We start from the raw sequence: 19,578 nt of genomic DNA, 5'->3' as shown, positions 1-19,578 counted from the left end.
GGATGACCCGCTGACCGGTGGGTGGGCGGCGATCAGCGGAAACGGATGACCGGGCAGTGCCGGGCGTTGGCGAAGACCACTTTGGTTTTGTAGCCGTGGCGCCAGCCTTTAACGACAACACGCTTTTGATTGCGACGCACGATGCGGGGGTTGTTGACACCCATGCGCCAGGCTTTGTTGACGGCGCGGCGCGGTTTGCATTTGCCCTTGCGGTAGCGCGGCGGCGGTGCGCCCCAGCGAGGGTTCGAGCCGTAGTAATAGCCATAGCCGGGCGTGCCGAACTGGATGCCGAATTCGATATTGCCGGCCGAAGCCTGGCTGGTCGTGGCGGCGGTGGCACCAACGGCGATCAATGCCGCCAGCGTGGTTGCTTTTGCAATTCTTGCGAACATTTTGTCCTCTCCATCCTCTGGGTTTTCAGGATCGCTGTGATGCGATGATGACAATTTAGTAATGTTGGCCTGAACGCTTTTGGAACCGCCCGTTCATATTGCGTTCATCATTGCAGATGGAGGGATTTATTGTTTAAGAACAGGATATTAGGGAAAGAAAAAATCTCGAATTTTCTTTCAGGCGGCCATTTTGGCCATCTTGCCCGCCTGGCAGTTTCCGTCCGATATGAGCAGGCGGGGAAAGGAATCCCCCGCGCAAGGGGGGCTTATATTGTCGTCGCTGTCGCATGTCTGATGAGCATTGATGCAACGGCTCAATCCAGCGATGGGCCGATGGAGGAAGTCGATGCTTTCGCCATCAAGCATCTGGACAGCATTCAGCCGCGATCGATCCGCGACAGGGCCGAATATTGCGGCCTGTTCTTCCACGATTCACAAGGCCAACTCGCCGCCACCCCGGCCCGCAAGGGAGGACCCGACGGCTGTACGCCGGAAATCGGCCCGGACGATGCAGACATCATCGCCTCCTACCACACCCACGGCGCGTTCTCGCCGGAGGCCGATACGGAAGTCCCCTCAGTCGACGATCTCACCGCCGACTTCATGGAGGGTATCGACGGCTATGTCGCCACCCCCGGCGGCCGCGTCTGGCTCAATCTGCTGGAAGAGGAGATCACGGTGGAACTCTGCGGCCCCGGCTGCATTCACACAGACCCCGCCTTCCGCCCCTGCCCGGCCTTTGAGCCGGAGGCTGAGTATACGATTAAGGGTTTGGTGGAACGTGCGGCGGAGGATACGGGGGAATGTTGAGAATGATGGCGATCGTACAGTGTCATAGTCTCGGGTAGTGTGACAGCAACCTACCTATGACTTTGCGAGCCGAAACCGGCAATTCTGACCATCCGGGATTCTCCATCACGCTGGGATCATTCAACCACGTTAGCACCGAGGATACCTGATCTTCTGTGACCGGTTCTTTGGTGATTTCCAGCGTAACATTCATTAGGCGGATGTCGTCAAAACTGGAGATTGAAGCCTCGTTTACATCAAGATCGCGAATGCTTCGGGGGTTAGAGACATCGGTAAACAACACAAAGTATGGGTAGAGACTTGCCGGCAAAGTGACGGACTTACTCAGATCGGATCGCAAGCGCTTGAGCCTATCTTCGAAATGTTCGGACCGCGGAAAACCTGAGAACGCTTTAAGTGCTAAATCCTCAGTGTAGGTGTACTTGTCAGGCGGATTGAGCAGTGCGAATAGCACACCTCGACCAGGAATCTCGACAAACGGCGCCTCTCCCCGGAAGCTGGCAACCCACTCAGGTCCGTTCACAGAACTGATCGGATCGTTTCTGCGAAAGTTGACCTGCGTTACACTGGAACCGGAATAGGTCTTCCCGTCCGCTTCCACTGTTATCGTCATCTTCTGGCGCCAGCTGTAATGATCCAGACAACCAGTGAGCGTGATCACAAGGCAGAACATCAGAGCAAGCCACACTCGCCTCACAGGATTAGTCCGACTGCCAGCAGTGTGATCGCTCACCAAACATCACCCACAAACTTGTCGACTATGAGTATTTTGTTCTGCCAGTGACACATGCGCTCCCACTGATCCGGGTTGTCTATCTTCCATTCCGAGCAGAAAACCGCCCTTGGTGCAAAATGCACAAAATGAGCGAATACAAATACGATCAGAAGAACTGTGACGGCTATGCGAATGAACGTTCTGAGAGGGCCCGCGGGTTTCGTTCGTGCGGCAATCTGGTCTTTATCCACGCGATAAAGCCTCCACGTCATAGGTCCGGAAATCAGTCACATCAGGGGTCAGCGTAAGAATGACCGTCTAAATCATGGGTTGCAACCAAATCCCCACGGTTGCGTTAACGGGCTTTTATGGCCGCCCTCTATTCGATCAACCTTCTCGGCCCGGCATCAGGACTGGCAGAGCGGCACTTCCGTCTGAAGCTGCCGCGCCGGGACCAGCGTGCGCAGATCGACATTCCGGGTCAGGGTGAAATAGGGTTCGTCCGGCGCGGTTTTCAGTTTCGTCGTCACCGGAAGCGGGCCGGACGGAAGGGTGGCGGTGCGGCAGGCGCCGGAGGTGACGGTGAGCGTTCCCTTGGTGTCGTCCGGGTCCACCTTTCTGCGTGCCCGCGTCGTCTCGCGCATCGCTTCGAGGCGGGGAATATCGGCCTCGGCAATTCGGAAAACTTGAGCGTTGGGAGCAAGGCCCGCCAATTGCCCGGCGCTTTGCGACAGCGGGACCTGCTGCAGCACAATACGCTCCTGCAAGGCCGGTTCGCCGGCCGATTCATTGAGGCCGAGATTGATGATCGCGGAGCCGGGGCGCACCCGCAGCCCGTCCGGCATTTCGACAGCAACGCGCAAGACCTCGACCTCCATGGTCATGAAGTCCATCCTTTTCAGTTTCGGTATGGAAGAGAGCGGAACATGGCCACAGGCCGCAAGGCCAAACGCCAGAAGAACGACAAACAGAGTACGCATATCAATTTCCTGCTTTACACGATTTTCTTATTGTTTTACGATAAATTATTATTGAGTCAATAGGAGTAAATGATGTCGGTCGATACCAACCCAACAGATGCAACCTTCCGCCGTGTCGTCAGGCTGAGCCTTTGGCTGAAGCGGCTTGCGACGCTCGGCATCATCCTCTTTGTCGGCTTTACTTTCAGCGTCCTAGCTGTGCCGGACTGGTTCGATACGATGGTCATGACAGCCTATCCGGGAATGCCGATCGCCACGGGCATCACCCTGTTCAAACGCATATCCCTCATTCTCCTCCTCGCCCTGCCGCTTGGCGTCAGCCTTTACGGATTGTGGAATATCAGGATGCTTTTTGACTGTTATGCGCGCGGCGAAGTGTTCAGCCCAGCGCCGGCCGCCCATATCCGCAATGTCGGATTGGCGATGCTTGTCAATGTCGTGCTGACGGCGCTGGTTCATTCGCTGGGCAGTCTCGTCCTGACGCTCGACAACCCGCCCGGCACCCGGCAACTCTCTGTCACCGCCTCCAGCGACACCTATCTGCTCCTGCTGCTCGGCGGCTTGCTCCTGGTGATCGGCTGGGTCATGCAGGAGGCCGCGCGCATCTCAGATGAAAACAGCCGTTTCGTGTGATCGCCATGCCGATTGTCGTGAACCTGGATGTCATGCTGGCGCGGCGCAAAATGCGCTCGCGCACGCTGGCCGAAATGGTGGGCATCACCGAGCAGAACATCTCCTTGCTGAAATCCGGCAAGGTCAAGGGCGTGCGGTTCGACACGCTGGAGCGGATCTGCAAGGCCCTCGACTGCCAGCCGGGTGATATTCTGGAATATAAGGATGATGGGGACTGAGTTAAGTCTTATCTTTGCCAGGACTGAACATTCCCCGCATTCCGATCACTATCTCCGGCAACAAAACTAACGAAAGCGCGTGAGAGGCCGCAACTATGAATGGATAAAAAATTCCGCCGGAAAAGTGAATGATCTTCTCGTCAACGGTTATAAAAAAGGGACTCAACACAAACATAACAACAATAAACAAGAAGAAGGCAAATGGATTTATCAGAAGTTTCTCCGTTAAAATCATCATTTTTCCATAAAATGTACTGCCGTTTTCATTCGAAAGAATTGAAAGAGTAACAAATAAAGCCATAGAAAATATTAGTGTAAAAACGTAGAAAAGAGAAATATTTTTATAAAACTCAAATATGAAATTTATATAGTACGATATTATCAATATTAGTATATAAATAATAATATAAAGTTGCATAAATGTAGAAAATTTCTTTTTATTAAATATATATGCATACTCTCTCTTTATATCTTTGGTCATCATTATTTTCTCATTCAACGGTAAGTCGTTTGCAATTTGGCTAGTCAGTCATTGCTTAAGTTCATTGATTGCTTCCCCGCCCTTGGCGATATCTCACCACTCAAGTGATTGCGAAATCAAACAACCAAAGCCGCGTGCAGAAGAGGCGGCAGGCCCTTTCGACTAGCATGTCAGAATTTACTGCTAAATCATAAGTTGCAACGCATTCCGCATGGGGGCATTAATAGATCCTTGCGAACACTCTTCCCTCAACCATCTTCCGCCAGCGTCCGTGACCAGAACTGCATGGGCTTGCGGGTTTCCTCCCCGTCGCCGATATCGCGCCAGGGGAAGTCGCACACGATCCCGTCCATCTTTTCATAGCCGCGATTGCGCCAGAACGTGTCGAGCGGCACGTAGTCTGCCGGGCGCATCGGGTGGTCGTCGGGGCGCATCACGCCGCAAAAGACGATGCGGTCGAAGCCTTCAGCCTGTGCCGCCTTCTCGCGTTCCTCGAAAAAGCGCACGCCGATACCGTGTCCGCGATACTCCGGCAAAAGCACCGACTCGCCGAAGTAGAAAAAGTCCTCGGCCTTGAGGCCGTGTTTCGAGAAAGGTCCGGCAAAATCGTCGAAATGATCGGCGAGCGGCGCGGCGGTCGCCGCCCCGACCAGCCGGTCGCCATCATAGGCGCCGATGATCACGGCGCCCTTGGAGCCGGCGAATTTGGCGAGGTAATTGCGCTCGTAGTCCATGTCGCCCTCATAAAGATAAGGCCATTCATGAAAGACTGTGATGCGCAGATGGGCGAGATCGTCGAGCGCATCGGTCAGCGCCGCGCCGGTCAGCGTGCGCAGGGTGATCTCAGTCATTGTCCGCCTTCACCTGGGCGATCCAGTCGGCAAGATTATAATAGGTCGTCACGCGGGAGATCAGCCCGTCATCGATCTCGAAGAAGATACCGGCCGAAAGGCTGTAGCGCTGGCCGTTCGCCGGCGGCAGGCCCTCGGCCGTCTGCAGATAGGTGCCGCGCACGGTGAACTCCGCCGCCGCACGGCCGCCGCCGGGTGCGACCATGATGGCAATGTCGCTCAGTTCCTCGGCGTAATGCCGCGCCATTCCGGCATTGAACCAGCGGAATTTCTCACGGCCGATCTCGCGCCCGCCCTGATTGATATCGTGAATGACATCCTCGGCAAGCAGCGCCAGCATCGCCTCGCTGTCGCTGGCGTTAAAAGCGTCGAGATAGGCCTTGATCAGGCGTTGGGTTTCTTGTTCGGCCACGGGCAATCCTCATTTGCTCTGAGGTGACATTAGCAGGCGGCACCACCTGTACAAAATAAGGCTTAGTCGCCAAACACAGTCACCGCATCACCCGACTGCCATTTGGGATATTTGTCCATGATCGCGGCAAAGCGTTCGGACGTTTCGAAACGCTCCAGCCATACCCGCAAGGCCGGCCAGTCCTCGCCGTCGAACCAGGCGCGGTCGGTATTGGCGAACTGGCGGATGAAGGGAAGGATCGCCATATCGGCCAGGCTTATCCGACCGCCGAAGAGATAGCCGCCGGGCTGCAACTGCTCCTCCAGCCCGCGCAGAATGGCCGCCGCCTTCGCCCGCTCTTCCAGCGGATCGCAGCCCGGATAACGCGTCCCGTATTTGTAGCGGTCGAGGCTCTCTTTGAACGGGCCGTCCATTGCTTCGATCAGGGCCAGCATCGCATCTCGCGAGCCGGTCTCGGGCGTCAGCCAGCCCTCCGGGTCATTGCCGTCCAGCGCCCACAGCATGATGTCGAGGCTCTCGTCGAGCACATCGCCATCGCCCTGAACAAGCGTCGGCACTGTGGCCGAGGGAGAGGCATCCAGAAATTCCGGAGCCTTGTCGCGCAACAGCACCTCGCGCAGTTCCACCGCCGTGCCGCTGGAGCGCAGCGCAAGCCGCGCGCGCATGGCGTAAGGGCAGCGGCGGAAACTGTAAAAGACCGGCAGCGTCATGGCGACAGATGTAACACGATGCTGCGGCGGTGCGGCGCACGACGGTGTTCGAAGAGATAGATGCCCTGCCAGGTGCCGAGCAGCGGCGCGCCGCCCGCTACGGGAACGGAAAGGCTCACCTGCGTCAGCGCGCTCTTGATATGGGCGGGCATATCGTCCGGCCCTTCGATCGTGTGGCGCAGCCAGTCCATATTGTCCGGCACGAGCCGGGCGAAGAATTCGCTGAGATCGCGTTTGACGTCCGGATCGGCATTTTCCTGGATCGTCAGGGAACAGGAGGTGTGGCGCACGAAGACGGTGAGCAGGCCAGTCTCCGCCCCGCTCTCGGATACAAACCGGACAGCCTCGCGGGTGAACTCGTAGAGCCCCTGCCCGTTTGTTTCTATTGCGATCTGCGTCTGCATCGATCTGCTTACAAAACGGGCGGCCCGAAAGCCGCCCCTGGTTCGTTAGCTGTGTCTCTTAGCTGTCGAGGAAGCTGCGCAGCTTCCTGGACCGGCTCGGGTGCTTGAGCTTGCGCAGCGCCTTCGCCTCGATCTGGCGGATACGCTCGCGGGTCACGGAGAACTGCTGGCCGACCTCTTCCAGCGTGTGGTCAGTGTTCATACCGATGCCGAAGCGCATGCGCAGCACGCGCTCTTCGCGCGGCGTCAGCGAGGCGAGCACGCGCGTCGTCGTCTCACGCAGGTTTGCCTGGATCGCAGCGTCGATCGGCAGGATGGCGTTCTTGTCCTCGATGAAATCGCCGAGATGCGAATCTTCCTCATCGCCCACCGGCGTTTCAAGGCTGATCGGCTCCTTGGCAATCTTCAGAACCTTGCGCACTTTTTCCAGCGGCATGGCAAGTTTCTCAGAAAGCTCCTCCGGCGTCGGCTCGCGGCCGATCTCGTGCAGCATCTGGCGCGACGTACGAACGATCTTGTTGATCGTCTCGATCATATGCACCGGAATACGGATCGTGCGGGCCTGGTCGGCAATCGAACGGGTGATCGCCTGCCGGATCCACCATGTCGCATAGGTGGAGAACTTGTATCCGCGGCGATATTCGAATTTGTCCACCGCCTTCATCAGGCCGATATTGCCCTCCTGAATAAGATCCAGGAACTGCAGGCCGCGATTGGTGTATTTCTTGGCAATGGAGATAACGAGACGCAGGTTCGCCTCGACCATTTCCTTCTTGGCGACACGCGCCTCGCGCTCGCCCTTCTGTACCATGTGCACGATGCGGCGGAATTCCAGGATCGAGATGCCGGTCTCGGTGGCAAGGTTCTGGATCTCGCCGCGGATCGCCTTGATCGTATCCTTCTCCGCCTTGGAGAATTCCTTCCAGCCCTTGGCCGTCAGGTTGGAAATCGACTTCATCCAGTTCGGGTCGAGCTCGGCGCCCTGATATTGCTGCAGGAAGTCCTCGCGCTTGACGCCGTGGGATTCGGCAAGCCGCAACAGCCGGCCTTCATTCTGCACCAGACGCTTGTTGATGTCGTAGAGCTGTTCAACCAGCGCATCGATACGGTTCTGGTTGAGCGCCAGCGATTTGACCGCCGCGATCAGCTCTTCCTTGAGCTGCTTGTAGCGGCGCTCCTGCGCCGGCGACAGCGTGCCGGTCGCGGCCAGGCGCGCCTCGACCTGCTGGTCCTGCAGCTTGCGCAGCTTCTTGTAGGTGTCGGCAATGACGTCGAACGTCTCCATCACCTGCGGGCGCAATTCCGCTTCCATCGCGGCGAGCGACAGGTTGGATTCATCATCCTCGTCATCGTCGTCGTCGGTCGAGACGCCTTCGCCGCCGACATCGGTGATGTCATCGGACGCACGGGCCTTCTTGGCCTTTTCCTTTTCTTCCGCCGCCTTGCGGTCGGCCTCGATCTTCTCGGGCGACTGGAACTGCGGTGCAGCCTTCGCCTCGGGGCCGGAATAGGTCGTCTCCAGATCGATGATCTCGCGCAACAGCGTCTCGCCCTCGATCAGTTCGTCGCGCCAGATGATGATCGCCTGGAAGGTCAGCGGACTTTCGCAAAGGCCCGCGATCATGGTTTCGCGGCCAGCCTCTATGCGCTTGGCAATGGCGATTTCGCCTTCGCGCGACAAAAGCTCGACGGAGCCCATCTCGCGCAGATACATGCGCACCGGATCGTCGGTGCGGTCCGTCGGCTCTTTCTTGCGCGTCGTCGCGACTGCCGTTCCGCCGGTCGTCGCGACCTCCGTCCCGGTGCTGCCGCTTTCGTTCGAAGCAGCCGCCTCTTCCGTCTCTTCCTCTTCCTCGACGACATTGATGCCCATGTCGGAAAGCATCGACATGGTGTCTTCGATCTGTTCGGAGGTTACTTCTTCAGAAGGCAGGACGGCGTTGAGCGCATCCATTGTCACATAGCCGCGCTTTTTGGCGGCCTTGATCATTTTCTTGACAGCACTGTCAGAAAGGTCGAGAAGCGGTCCGTCACCGGTTGTTTCGCGTTCGGCCTCGGCGTCCTCGTTTTCCTTGACTTTCGTTGCCATATAATCCGTCACTTTCCTTAGCACATCACATCGCCCGGCCCGGCATCCAGCGGTGCCGAACCGTTCCGACCGAATCGGCTTATGAACTCAATACAGGTGTGATGTTTAATTCCCGATTAACCATGGATGGTGGCTGTGCCCGAAGCCTGAGCCGTGACCGCCGCACCCGATCCGCTGTTTCTGCGCCAGTGCACAACTTTTCAATTTGCTTGACCAATTGAAATTTCTCGCCACTGAGGTGATTCCGTTAATTTGTCCGTCCGTCAAGCGCAGCGGGCGAAAAAAGCCTGTTTTTTGAGCAGAATCTCCAAAAAACAGCGCTATTCACCCAAACACGTCGCCCTTACGGCGGAAAATCAAAAAACCGTCCCGGACACATCTGCATCCCGGAAACTGGTGTTGTGTGCGGCAGCCTCATCTGATTTCAGGAGCAGGCCCGTAGCGCCTGTCCGCATTCTGCCTGAAAAACTATTTAGGGGGCGCCCCATTCAATACAAGAGCATGAAGGGCTAATTTCCGGCGGCTCCGCGCACCCGTCCGGAAAGCACGCCGAAGCCGTCAATAATCGCCTCCTGCTGCTCCAGCCGGTTATACTCGTTCTGCACCGATTGCAGCGAGCGCATTAGCTGCGGAAGCGCGTCCCCATCGCCGCTTTCCGTGGCTTCGGCGATGTCGCGTTCCAGCTCGACCTTCTCAAGCCTGAGAGCCCGTGAACGCTGGTAGAGCGCCAGCGCCTGAAGAAAGCCCTCCCGCGCATCCTCAAGGGCGGCCTCGCCGGTCGCAGTCCAGATGCGCGCATTGCGGATCTGCCGCTCCATCTGGCCCGTCAGTTCTTCGAACCCTTCGGCATGAAGCTGCGCCCGCACCGCCTCGCCTTGCGGCGCTTCGCCCTCGGAGCCGAAATCCATCAGCCGGCCAAGCAGCCGGTCAAGCAGTTGATGATCGAATTCCAGGGAGGACACGTCATCGAACTCGCTGGCGATCAGCGCCGGGTGATTGATGAGCGTGAAGACGATGACGCTGTCCCTGAGGGACGGAACCGCCGAAAGGCCGCGCACAAGTGTGGAGCGCGCCAGCTGATTGGTCATGGCATAGCGCCGGGCAGCTCTCGCGCCACGCTGGGCGCCCTGTCTACCGGCGCCGCGGCTGAAACCGCCACGCCCGTCACGCACACCCTGTTGAGGCTGACGACTTTCGAAAAAAGCGTTGAGCCGCTCGCGCATATCCTGAACATAGTGACGCCGCACGCTCTCGTCGCCGATCGCCGCGGTCACGCGCCCGAACGCCGCTTCAAGCGCTGCCTTTCGTTCCGGCGTGTCAAAGACGCCCGCTGCGGTCTCGCGCATCCAGACCATGTCGGCGAGCGGCCGGGCCGCCTTCATGACGGCATCGAAGGGCGCGCGCCCTTCGTCACGCACAAGATCGTCCGGGTCCTTGCCCGCCGGGAGCACGGCAAAACGCACCGATCGCCCCGGCCGCAATCCGGCCAGCGCAATGTCGACCGCACGGTTGGCGGCGCGAGTTCCGGCCTCGTCGCCATCAAAGCACAGGACCGGCTCCGGCGTGATGCGCCAAAGGAGTTCAAGCTGATTGTCGGTCAATGCCGTTCCGAGCGGTGCAACCGCATGCTCGATGCCCGCCTGATGCAGGGCGATAACGTCCATATAACCTTCAACGGCAATGACGGTCCCGGCCCCGTCCGCACCCTGCGCCCCGCGCCGCGCCCGGGCAAAATTGTAAAGCACCCTGCCCTTGTGAAAGAGTTCGGTCTCGTTGGAATTGAGATATTTTGCCGGAGCGTCTGCTGACATGGCCCGTCCGCCGAAGGCAATGACTTTTTCGCGCGCGCTGAGGATCGGAAACATGATGCGGTCGCGAAACCGGTCATAGGAGACCGCAATATCGGGCCCGTGGACAACCAGACCACAGGCCTCGAACTGTTCCTTCTCGACACCCTTCGATGCCAGATGTTCCTTCAGCGCGTTGCGGCTGTCCGGCGCAAAACCCAGCCGGAAGGTCTCGATGGTTTTGCCCGACAGTCCGCGGTCGCGCAGATAGGCCCTTGCCGGCGCACCGTCGGCCGCTTGCAGACGGTCCTGAAAGAACCGGGTCGCAAGCTCCATAACATCCGAAAGGGTCGCCCGCTCGCGCTCCCTTTGTGCAGCCCGCGGATCTGGAGCCGGCAGGGCCACGCCTGCCATATCGGCCACCTGCTGGACGGCCTCCGGAAAGGACATCCCGTCCAGTTCGGTCAGAAACCTGAAATGATCGCCCGACACACCGCAGCCGAAACAATGGTAACGCCCTTTGCGATCCTCACAGTGAAAGCTCGGGGTCTTTTCTCCATGGAACGGGCAGCAGGCCCACCAGTCCCCCCGCGATACATTGGTCTTGCGTTTATCCCACGAGACACGCTTGCCGATCAGGTCCGAAATCGGCACCCGGTCGCGCAACTCGTCGAGGAAACTATTGTCAAACCGCATCAAAAGGGGCTCCTGAGACCGGCGATACGCCTTCGGCCACGGATGCGCGGAAACGCATCGGATAAGGCCGGGCCCGTTTGCTGTCATGCGGAGTCCGGCCCGCTGGCTCAACATATAGCGCCGTCGAGCGGGCCGCACCACGGCTCATTGCTGTCGTGCCCACAATTCACAGGCCCGCTCGGCCCGCCGCGACTTGTGTCAGATCCAGCCTTTGCGGATTGATTTGGCAACCGCCTGCGTACGGTTCACCGCGTCCAGTTTCTTCGTCGCACTGATCAGGTAGTGATTGATCGTGTGCTCCGAGAGGGAAAGGATCGTCGAAATCTCACTGCTCGTCTTCCCGTCGGCGGTCCAGCGCAAGCATTCAAGTTCCCTATCCGAAAGGGGCGCCGGGTCCACCTCACTCTCCGTCAAAAGCGCACTGAGGTGATCATAGACATGGATGCTTATCATGCTCAGTTTGAGCACCTCTTCACATCCCAGCTCCTCACGGTCGCCGGCAAATCCGACAGAACCGCGCCGTCCGGATGTATCGTGCACCGCAAAATTGACACCGCGGACGAAGCCCTGCTCGTAGAATATCTCTCTGGCCGCCGCCGCGTCCTTCGACACGCATTCGTTGAGCACTTCGTCGATATGCCAAATGACAGGTGTCGTGTGCCGAATGAGTCGTGCGACAATCGGACTGACGCTGATCATGCCGAGGCGGTCGTAGGCCTTTATCGTCTCCGGCGGCCAATTGTTGATGATGCTGTGCTCGCTCAAACTGCCGGTCATATCGGCCGGCAGAGCCATTACACAGAAGTAGCGCAGTCTGAACCGCTCCGTCGTCTTACGAAGATATTTGAAGACATCGAAGGATGTGTTCAGCCTGCTGATATCCGATAGGATACCACCATGGGAATTTTCAGGGGACATTATCTCTTAAAAGTTTTTTCTTGGTATTAGATACGGGCAACGCCTTACCCGCTCGCCTCAAATACTAGCCGCCCAAATAGTACTCCTTGTTTCGAAAATATCATGCGACGCGCCCACGCCGCATGGTCAGTTAGACCGCATCTGTATAAACTCCGGATCGGTTTCCGCATAATGGAACTTTGGTTTGTGGGCCGCAATTGCAACAAAAAGCATCGTATCTGCATTTAGTTGCAATCCCAAATAGCAATTAGCCGGAAAATACACTGAAACCATAAGGGTTTTGCGGCCCCGTCCGGCGCAATTCGTTGCGCAGAAGCGGCGAATCAGCGGCACGGACAACGCTCTCCGCACCGCTGTTCAGTGGGGCTGTCAATTCCTGAGGCGCAATGACATCACGGCCGCCAGGCGGACTATTCGTGATGCAGCAAACCCTTCACCACGCCCGATGCCTTGGCGAAATCCATCTGGCCGGAGTATTCCGACTTCAGGGCATTCATGCATTTGCCCATGTCACGCAATCCGCTCGCGCCGGTCTCTTCGACCACCCGCTTGCACGCCTTGCGTACATCGTCGTCGGAAAGCTGCTGCGGCAGGAACGAACGGATCACGTCGATCTCTTCGCGTTCCTGCTGGGCAAGCTCAAGGCGCGACGCATCTTCATAGATACGGGCAGATTCCTCGCGCTGCTTAATCATCTTGGCGAGAATCTGCATGATATCGTCGTCGCAGACCGGATCCTTGCCAGCGCCACGATTGGCAATATCACGGTCCTTCACTGCAGCCTGGATAAGCCGGATCGTCGAGACACGGCGGGTATCCTTGGCCTTCAGCGCTTCTCGAAGCGTGGAAGCAAACATCTCACGCATTACAGTTTCTCCTGCATTTTGCGGCGAACCATATTCTGTTCCATCTGCCATTGCAAACAAAACTCAAGGTCCTAACTGTATGATTTTATTGCACTTTAAATTTGTGATCCGATGGACGGCTCGCATTGACGCGCCTTTTGGCCTCGTTTATGTTCCCACATCTGCAAGAACATTCAAACAAAGATGAAGCGTCCTGATCCAAATTGTCGGGTGCAGTCATCGCCTAAGTGGTGTGACCCGGCACGTTCGTCAAGGGCGAGGTCCGATCGCAGCTCCTGAAAGCCTGAAGAAGACAGATAATGAACACGACACCGGCATGGACAAAACCCGTTCCCACAGCACTGCTCGTGCTGGCGGATGGAACGGTCATAGAGGGCCAAGGCCTTGGCGCAACCGGAGCAATCGAGGCGGAGGTTTGCTTCAACACGGCACTGACCGGTTATCAGGAAATCCTGACCGATCCGTCCTATAGCGGCCAGATCGTCACCTTCACATTCCCGCATATCGGTAATATCGGCGCAAACAGCGAGGACATCGAAGACCTCAATCCAACCGCCCGCAACGGTGCCGTCGGCGCCATCTTCAAGGCCGATATCACCGATCCGTCAAACTTCAGGTCTGCCGAGCATCTCAACTCCTGGCTGAAGAGCCGCGGTATTATTGCCATGTGCGGTTTGGACACCCGCGCGCTGACGGTGTGGATCAGGGAAAACGGCATGCCCAATGCCGTGATCGCCCATAGCCCGGACGGCCAGTTCGATGTGGACGCGCTGAAGGAAAAGGCCAAAGCCTGGCACGGGCTGGTCGGACTTGATCTGGCTATCGACGCCACAAGCGGACAATCCTCCCAATGGGATGAAAAGCCCTGGGTCTGGAATGAAGGGTTCAACCGCAACACCGCCGGTGCGGAAAGCATTCACATCGTCGCCATCGACTTCGGTATCAAACGCAACATTCTACGACTGTTCTCCGGCCTTGAATGCCGCGTCACGGTCGTACCGGCATCGACATCGGCAGAAGATATTCTGGCGATGAACCCGGACGGCATTTTCCTTTCCAACGGACCGGGCGATCCGGCTGCCACGGGCGCCCATGCGGTGCCGACGATCAGGACGCTCCTGGATACGGGGATCCCGGTTTTCGGCATTTGCCTTGGGCATCAGATTCTGGCGCTGGCGCTTGGCGCCAAAACCGCAAAGATGCACCAGGGACACCATGGCGCGAACCATCCGGTCAAGGATCATACCACCGGAAAGGTCGAGATCGTGTCGATGAACCATGGTTTCGCGGTCGATGGAGAGACCCTGCCCGAAGGTGTCGAGGCAACCCACATCTCGCTCTTTGACGGGACCAATTGCGGGCTGCAGGTAACCGGCAAGCCGGTGTTTTCCGTACAGCATCACCCGGAAGCCTCTCCCGGGCCGCAGGATTCGCACTATCTGTTCCGGCGCTTTATCAACCTCATCCGTGAAAAGCGCGGCGAAGCGGCGCTCGCCGAATAGGCCAGGCGCCGCTTACACATCGCCGCTGAACGTATCGCAAGCATCCACGCGCCCGCTTTCGAAGCCGCGCAGGAACCATCTTTTGCGCTGCTCCGACGTTCCGTGATTGAAGCTCTCGGGCACCACATAGCCGCGTGTCTGGAGCTGCAACGTGTCGTCCCCGATCTGATGCGCGGCGGTCAACGCTTCCTGCAGGTCACCCTGCTCGATGAGGCCCTTTTCTTCCGTATAATGCGCCCAGATCCCGGCCAGGCAATCGGCTTGCAATTCGACACGAACCGACATCCGGTTCTGCTCGCTCTGGCTCATGGATGCGCGCCGGCGATTGAACTCCGGCAGTACGCCGATCAGGTTCTGCACATGGTGTCCGACCTCATGGGCAACGACATAGGCCTGCGCGAAATCACCGGAAGCCTTGAAGCGGTTGGCAAGCTGGTCATAGAACGCCAGGTCGATGTAAATCTTCTGATCCGACGGACAGTAGAACGGCCCCGAGGCAAGGCTCGCAAAGCCGCAGGCCGAACTGACCCGCCCCTCAAAAAGCACCAGCGTCGGCTCGCTGTAATCGACACCGCTGACACTGAACAGCCTGTTCCAGGTATCTTCCGTCTCCGCCAGAACCGTCGCCACAAACTGGGTCATCTCGTCTTGCCGTTGCGGCGACAGACGCTCGGAGTTCTGCCGCTGCACATGCTCGATACGCGGTTCGATCCCGCCCTGTGTCAAAAGCACAGCCGGATCGATGCCGAGATATTTCAGGACCACGTAACCGATAATCAGAATGACGATCATCGATATTCCGCCGCCCGACTTCCCGCCGGTCGGCAAGCGCAGACCGCCTCCGCGTCCGAATGCCGGACCTGCGCGGCGAGCACCGCCACGGCCACGCCTGTCTTCAATATTGCTGCTTTGGCGGCGACCTTTCCAGCGCATGTCGTCTCCTCATCCCGATTTACCATGCCGCCAGCATTGCACCTTAACCACTGGCACGAACGAACAGCTGTCACATATATACGATAAATGGGCACGATGTGCGGCAATCTGCCTCAACAGAATTTTGACGGATACGCATTTTGAAACCGGAAGATTTTAAACGGTGGCGCAAGGCGCTCGGCTTGAGCCAGAAGGATGCAGCCCGAGCCCTCGGCCTGAAGAAACGGGTCATCCAATACTATGAGAAAGGGCTGCGCGACAATCGCCCCGTCGCCATCCCGCTGGCCGTTTCTCTCGCCTGCTACGCGATCGCCAAAGGCGTTCATAGCTATGACGCGTCTGACCTCACGGCAGACACCTGGCGGGAAAGCCCGAAAAAGGCATGAAAAACAGGCGCTGGCGGGTTTCCCTGCCGGGGCCTTTAGCCTATAAGGCCGCTCGAACCCAGATAGGAATGCTGCATGTTATCCCCGACAGCCGGGTGTGCAGCGATGCCCGCTTGCCGGATGAGCCGCTATGCCAAAACGTAACGATATCAAGTCGATCCTGATCATCGGTGCGGGACCGATCGTTATCGGCCAGGCCTGTGAGTTCGACTACTCCGGCACCCAGGCCTGCAAGGCGCTGAAGGAGGAGGGTTACCGGGTCATCCTCGTCAACTCGAACCCGGCAACGATCATGACCGATCCGGGACTGGCGGACGCCACCTATGTGGAGCCGATCACGCCTGAAGTCGTGGCCAAGATCATTGCCAAGGAGCGCCCGGACGCCTTACTGCCGACAATGGGCGGGCAGACGGCGCTGAATACCGCATTGTCGCTTCGCCGCATGGGCGTGCTCGACCGTTATGACGTCGAGATGATCGGCGCCAAGCCGGAGGCGATCGACAAGGCCGAAGACCGCGCCCTGTTCCGTGAAGCCATGGCCGCCATAGGTCTGGAAACGCCCCGCTCCATGCTGGCCAACGCAACCGGTGTGAAGGAAAAGGACCGGCAGGCCCACGAAGCCAAGCGCAACGAAATCAAGGCCCGCTTCAGCGGTGACGAACTCGACGCCGCCCTAGACGCGCTTGAAACCGAATGGCAGCTCGGCGAGACCGACCGCAAGCAACGCTACACGGCGCACGCCTTGGGTGTCGCCGCAGAGGCATTGGACCGGGTCGGACTGCCGGCGATCATCCGTCCCTCATTCACGCTTGGCGGCACCGGCGGCGGCATTGCGTTCAACCGTTCCGAATATTTCGAGATCATCGAAGCCGGCCTCGACGCCTCGCCGACAACCGAGGTTTTGGTCGAGGAGTCGGTTCTCGGCTGGAAGGAGTATGAGATGGAGGTCGTCCGCGACAAGGCGGATAACTGCATCATCATCTGCTCCATCGAGAATGTCGATCCGATGGGCGTTCACACCGGCGATTCCATCACGGTCGCCCCTGCCCTCACGCTGACCGACAAGGAATATCAGATCATGCGCAACGCATCGATTGCGGTGCTGCGTGAAATCGGCGTCGAGACGGGCGGATCCAACGTTCAGTTTGCCGTCAATCCGGAAGATGGTCGGCTGGTAGTCATCGAAATGAACCCGCGCGTCTCGCGCTCGTCGGCGCTCGCATCGAAAGCCACCGGCTTCCCGATTGCCAAGGTCGCGGCCAAGCTTGCCTGCGGCTACACGCTGGATGAACTGGAAAACGATATTACCGGCGGCGCGACGCCGGCCTCGTTCGAGCCTTCGATCGACTACGTGGTGACCAAAATCCCGCGTTTTGCTTTTGAGAAGTTCCCGGGCGCCGAGCCTCTTCTGACGACGTCGATGAAATCCGTCGGCGAAGTCATGGCGATCGGCAGGACCTTTGGCGAGTCGCTGCAAAAGGCGCTGCGTGGCCTCGAGACCGGCCTCACGGGTCTCGACGAGATCGATATACCGGGCCTTGGCGAGGGGGACGATAAAAACGCGATCAAGGCGGCCCTCGGCACGCCCACACCGGACCGGTTGCGCATGGTTGCACAGGCGCTCCGGCTCGGTATGAGCGAGGAGCTGGTGCACGAAAGCTGCAAGATCGATCCCTGGTTCATCGCGCAGTTGAAAGCCATCGTCGATATGGAAGAACGGGTGCGCGAGCACGGGCTTCCGGACAGTGTCGAAAATCTGAGCATGCTCAAGTCGATGGGCTTTTCCGATGCTCGCCTTGCAGGCCTGACCGGTCAGCGCGAAGGCGACGTTGCCGGTCTGCGCGCAAAGCTGGGTGTGCATCCGGTCTACAAACGCATCGATACCTGTGCGGCCGAATTCGCCTCTCCAACCGCTTATATGTATTCGACCTATGAAACACCCTTTGCCGGGCAATTGCGTTCCGAGGCCGAGGTCTCTGATCGCAAGAAAGTGGTCATTCTCGGCGGCGGCCCGAACCGTATCGGCCAGGGGATCGAGTTCGACTACTGCTGCTGTCATGCTGCCTTCGCGCTGGATGATGCCGGTTACGAATCCATCATGATCAACTGCAACCCGGAAACTGTGTCAACGGACTACGACACCTCCGACCGCCTCTATTTCGAGCCGCTGACAGCTGAGGACGTGCTTGAAGTCCTGCGCACGGAACAGCAAAGAGGCACCTTGCACGGCGTCATCGTTCAGTTCGGCGGGCAAACGCCTCTCAAACTGGCCAATGCGCTGGAAAGCGCCGGTATTCCGATCCTCGGCACAGAGCCGGACGCGATCGATCTGGCCGAAGACCGCGACCGCTTCCAGAAGCTGCTGCGCAAACTCGACCTGCGGCAGCCGAAGAACGGCATTGCCCATTCCGTCGAACAGGCAAGGCTCGTCGCAACGGAAATCGGTTTCCCGCTGGTCGTACGCCCCTCCTACGTTCTGGGCGGGCGGGCCATGCAGATCATCCGCGAGGAAAGTGGCCTGTCGAACTACTTGCTCGGGACCGTTCCCGAGCTGGTGCCCGAAGACATCAAGGCGCGCTATCCAAACGATAAGACCGGTCAGATCAACACCCTGCTCGGCACCAACCCGCTTTTATTCGACAGCTATCTGGCAAACGCGATCGAGGTTGATGTCGATTGCCTGTGCGATGGCGAGAGCGTCTTTGTATCAGGCATCATGGAACACATCGAAGAAGCCGGCATTCACTCGGGAGACAGTGCCTGTTCGCTGCCCGTGCATTCGCTGTCGTCCGAGATCGTGGACGAGCTTGAACGGCAGACGACCGAGTTGGCCAGGGCGCTCAATGTCGGCGGCCTGATGAATGTGCAGTTCGCCATCAAGGACGGCGACATATACGTGCTGGAGGTCAATCCGCGCGCATCGCGAACGGTACCATTTGTGGCCAAGACCATCGGCGCTCCGATCGCAAAGATCGCGGCGCGGATCATGGCTGGCGAGAAATTGAACGACGCCATTGCGGCCTATGGCGAGCGGCCTGACCCGCGCAACCTCAATCACATCGCGGTCAAGGAAGCCGTCTTCCCCTTTGCCCGTTTCCCTGGCGTTGACACGCTGCTCGGCCCGGAAATGCGTTCGACCGGCGAAGTGATCGGTCTGGATACCGATTATGCCCTCGCCTTTGCAAAATCGCAGCTTGGCGCCGGCGTAGAACTGCCACGCGACGGCACGGTCTTTGTCTCTGTGCGTGATGAAGACAAGGAACGCGTCCTGCCGGCGGCACGCATGCTCAAAGAGAGCGGCTTTCGGATTATGGCGACCAGCGGCACGGCCCGTTTCCTCACCGAAAACGGGATCGAAGCGGTGCGTATCAACAAGGTCCTGGAAGGCCGTCCGCATGTCGAAGACGCCATCCGCAACCGCGAGATACAGCTTGTGATCAATACGACCGCCGGCGCAAAGGCAATGTCGGATTCCAAATCGCTGCGTCGGGCGGCGCTCATGCAGAAAGTGCCCTACTATACCACAATGTCGGGCGCCACGGCCGCGGCGCGTGCAATCGCCGCACTCACCGCAGGCAATCTTGAGGTGAAGCCGCTTCAGGATTATTTTGCCGCTTGATCGTGGTTATTGCGCCGCACAATTGTGAACACTGAAAAACGGCGCCTGAGGGCGCGAAAATGAAAAAAACTGGCAAAATTGCATCAAATACTGCTATGTTTGCGCAACTTGGAGTGTTGAGCGGTTCCGGACCAATTGGTTCGGGGGCCGTTTTCTTTTGCGCTATCGCACCGCAA

18 protein-coding genes are annotated in these 19,578 nt (G+C 58.3%); 6 read left to right on the top strand and 12 right to left on the bottom strand.

Going from position 1 to position 19,578, the window contains the following annotated elements:
- Positions 1–32 precede the first annotated feature (32 nt).
- Entirely contained in the window at positions 33–392 is a 360-nt protein-coding gene (locus OQ273_RS02350; protein WP_267988866.1) for a hypothetical protein, read from the bottom strand.
- 294 nt (positions 393–686) lie between these two features.
- Here OQ273_RS02350 and OQ273_RS02345 point away from each other — a divergent pair, with 294 nt between their 5' ends.
- Complete coding sequence (locus OQ273_RS02345) at positions 687–1,202, top strand: DUF4329 domain-containing protein (RefSeq protein WP_267988865.1); 516 nt, start codon at positions 687–689, stop codon at positions 1,200–1,202.
- 22 nt (positions 1,203–1,224) lie between these two features.
- Here the strand turns inward: OQ273_RS02345 and OQ273_RS02340 are convergent, their stop codons facing one another.
- Both OQ273_RS02340 and OQ273_RS02335 read right to left on the bottom strand, forming a co-directional pair.
- Positions 1,225–1,935, bottom strand: coding sequence for a hypothetical protein (locus tag OQ273_RS02340; RefSeq protein ID WP_267988864.1), 711 nt, complete (start codon positions 1,933–1,935; stop codon positions 1,225–1,227).
- A gap of 389 nt (positions 1,936–2,324) precedes the next feature.
- The gene (locus OQ273_RS02335; RefSeq protein ID WP_267988863.1) at positions 2,325–2,897 is read right to left on the bottom strand and encodes a hypothetical protein; all 573 of its coding nucleotides are present in this window, start codon (positions 2,895–2,897) and stop codon (positions 2,325–2,327) included.
- Positions 2,898–2,969: 72 nt separating this feature from the next.
- Here OQ273_RS02335 and OQ273_RS02330 point away from each other — a divergent pair, with 72 nt between their 5' ends.
- Positions 2,970–3,530, top strand: a complete 561-nt coding sequence (locus OQ273_RS02330) for a DUF2975 domain-containing protein (RefSeq protein WP_267988862.1) — start codon at positions 2,970–2,972, stop codon at positions 3,528–3,530.
- Between the two features lie 5 nt (positions 3,531–3,535).
- Complete coding sequence (locus OQ273_RS02325) at positions 3,536–3,748, top strand: helix-turn-helix domain-containing protein (protein ID WP_267988861.1); 213 nt, start codon at positions 3,536–3,538, stop codon at positions 3,746–3,748.
- Positions 3,749–4,477: 729 nt separating this feature from the next.
- On the opposite strand, the gene OQ273_RS02320 is transcribed toward OQ273_RS02325, so the two are convergent.
- The 8 genes from OQ273_RS02320 to OQ273_RS02285 form a co-directional block, all read right to left on the bottom strand.
- A complete protein-coding gene (locus tag OQ273_RS02320) occupies positions 4,478–5,080 on the bottom strand; it encodes a GNAT family N-acetyltransferase (protein ID WP_267988860.1) in 603 nt (200 codons plus the stop codon).
- Positions 5,073–5,492 carry a ketosteroid isomerase-related protein gene (locus OQ273_RS02315; protein WP_267988859.1) on the bottom strand — a complete coding sequence of 140 codons (420 nt, stop codon included), beginning with the start codon at positions 5,490–5,492 and terminating at the stop codon, positions 5,073–5,075. Before OQ273_RS02315 ends, OQ273_RS02320 begins: the two co-directional genes overlap by 8 nt.
- A 62-nt stretch (positions 5,493–5,554) precedes the next feature.
- On the bottom strand, positions 5,555–6,202 hold the full coding sequence (locus OQ273_RS02310; RefSeq protein ID WP_267988858.1) for a glutathione S-transferase: 648 nt from the start codon (positions 6,200–6,202) through the stop codon (positions 5,555–5,557).
- On the bottom strand, positions 6,199–6,606 hold the full coding sequence (locus tag OQ273_RS02305; RefSeq protein WP_267988857.1) for a secondary thiamine-phosphate synthase enzyme YjbQ: 408 nt from the start codon (positions 6,604–6,606) through the stop codon (positions 6,199–6,201). Before OQ273_RS02305 ends, OQ273_RS02310 begins: the two co-directional genes overlap by 4 nt.
- Before the next feature lie 58 nt (positions 6,607–6,664).
- On the bottom strand, positions 6,665–8,695 hold the full coding sequence (rpoD, locus tag OQ273_RS02300; protein ID WP_267988856.1) for an RNA polymerase sigma factor RpoD: 2,031 nt from the start codon (positions 8,693–8,695) through the stop codon (positions 6,665–6,667).
- A gap of 509 nt (positions 8,696–9,204) precedes the next feature.
- Positions 9,205–11,178 carry a DNA primase gene (gene dnaG, locus OQ273_RS02295; protein WP_267988855.1) on the bottom strand — a complete coding sequence of 658 codons (1,974 nt, stop codon included), beginning with the start codon at positions 11,176–11,178 and terminating at the stop codon, positions 9,205–9,207.
- Between the two features lie 198 nt (positions 11,179–11,376).
- A complete protein-coding gene (locus OQ273_RS02290) occupies positions 11,377–12,096 on the bottom strand; it encodes a helix-turn-helix transcriptional regulator (protein ID WP_267988854.1) in 720 nt (239 codons plus the stop codon).
- 410 nt (positions 12,097–12,506) lie between these two features.
- Entirely contained in the window at positions 12,507–12,962 is a 456-nt protein-coding gene (locus OQ273_RS02285; protein ID WP_267988853.1) for a GatB/YqeY domain-containing protein, read from the bottom strand.
- 299 nt (positions 12,963–13,261) lie between these two features.
- Between OQ273_RS02285 and carA the strand changes: the two genes are divergently transcribed.
- Positions 13,262–14,464, top strand: a complete 1,203-nt coding sequence (gene carA / locus OQ273_RS02280; RefSeq protein ID WP_267988852.1) for a glutamine-hydrolyzing carbamoyl-phosphate synthase small subunit — start codon at positions 13,262–13,264, stop codon at positions 14,462–14,464.
- Between the two features lie 12 nt (positions 14,465–14,476).
- Here the strand turns inward: carA and ypfJ are convergent, their stop codons facing one another.
- Positions 14,477–15,397 carry a KPN_02809 family neutral zinc metallopeptidase gene (gene ypfJ / locus OQ273_RS02275; protein ID WP_267988851.1) on the bottom strand — a complete coding sequence of 307 codons (921 nt, stop codon included), beginning with the start codon at positions 15,395–15,397 and terminating at the stop codon, positions 14,477–14,479.
- Between the two features lie 140 nt (positions 15,398–15,537).
- On the opposite strand from ypfJ, the gene OQ273_RS02270 reads away from it, so the two are divergent.
- On the top strand, positions 15,538–15,783 hold the full coding sequence (locus OQ273_RS02270; RefSeq protein WP_267988850.1) for a helix-turn-helix domain-containing protein: 246 nt from the start codon (positions 15,538–15,540) through the stop codon (positions 15,781–15,783).
- Positions 15,784–15,913: 130 nt separating this feature from the next.
- Positions 15,914–19,402, top strand: a complete 3,489-nt coding sequence (gene carB, locus OQ273_RS02265) for a carbamoyl-phosphate synthase large subunit (protein ID WP_267988849.1) — start codon at positions 15,914–15,916, stop codon at positions 19,400–19,402.
- The last annotated feature ends 176 nt before the right edge of the window (positions 19,403–19,578 follow it).

It is taken from the genome of Hoeflea prorocentri (assembly GCF_027944115.1).
GTDB classification, from domain to species: Bacteria; Pseudomonadota; Alphaproteobacteria; order Rhizobiales; family Rhizobiaceae; genus Hoeflea_A; species Hoeflea_A prorocentri.
The sequence above is the reverse complement of the archived record's forward strand: the minus strand, read 5'-3'. Positions and strand labels throughout refer to the sequence as shown.

What these genes read in the sequence shown, in the direction of transcription:
- OQ273_RS02285 (WP_267988853.1), bottom strand. Translation starts at nt 12,962, where the DNA reads ATGCGTGAGATGTTTGCTTCCACGCTTCGAGAAGCGCTGAAGGCCAAG.
- OQ273_RS02320 (WP_267988860.1), bottom strand. Translation starts at nt 5,080, where the DNA reads ATGACTGAGATCACCCTGCGCACGCTGACCGGCGCGGCGCTGACCGAT.
- carA (WP_267988852.1), top strand. Translation starts at nt 13,262, where the DNA reads ATGAACACGACACCGGCATGGACAAAACCCGTTCCCACAGCACTGCTC.
- rpoD (WP_267988856.1), bottom strand. Translation starts at nt 8,695, where the DNA reads ATGGCAACGAAAGTCAAGGAAAACGAGGACGCCGAGGCCGAACGCGAA.
- OQ273_RS02335 (WP_267988863.1), bottom strand. Translation starts at nt 2,897, where the DNA reads ATGCGTACTCTGTTTGTCGTTCTTCTGGCGTTTGGCCTTGCGGCCTGT.
- OQ273_RS02325 (WP_267988861.1), top strand. Translation starts at nt 3,536, where the DNA reads ATGCCGATTGTCGTGAACCTGGATGTCATGCTGGCGCGGCGCAAAATG.
- OQ273_RS02305 (WP_267988857.1), bottom strand. Translation starts at nt 6,606, where the DNA reads ATGCAGACGCAGATCGCAATAGAAACAAACGGGCAGGGGCTCTACGAG.
- OQ273_RS02345 (WP_267988865.1), top strand. Translation starts at nt 687, where the DNA reads ATGAGCATTGATGCAACGGCTCAATCCAGCGATGGGCCGATGGAGGAA.
- OQ273_RS02350 (WP_267988866.1), bottom strand. Translation starts at nt 392, where the DNA reads ATGTTCGCAAGAATTGCAAAAGCAACCACGCTGGCGGCATTGATCGCC.
- OQ273_RS02290 (WP_267988854.1), bottom strand. Translation starts at nt 12,096, where the DNA reads ATGTCCCCTGAAAATTCCCATGGTGGTATCCTATCGGATATCAGCAGG.
- carB (WP_267988849.1), top strand. Translation starts at nt 15,914, where the DNA reads ATGCCAAAACGTAACGATATCAAGTCGATCCTGATCATCGGTGCGGGA.
- ypfJ (WP_267988851.1), bottom strand. Translation starts at nt 15,397, where the DNA reads ATGCGCTGGAAAGGTCGCCGCCAAAGCAGCAATATTGAAGACAGGCGT.
- OQ273_RS02310 (WP_267988858.1), bottom strand. Translation starts at nt 6,202, where the DNA reads ATGACGCTGCCGGTCTTTTACAGTTTCCGCCGCTGCCCTTACGCCATG.
- OQ273_RS02330 (WP_267988862.1), top strand. Translation starts at nt 2,970, where the DNA reads ATGTCGGTCGATACCAACCCAACAGATGCAACCTTCCGCCGTGTCGTC.
- dnaG (WP_267988855.1), bottom strand. Translation starts at nt 11,178, where the DNA reads ATGCGGTTTGACAATAGTTTCCTCGACGAGTTGCGCGACCGGGTGCCG.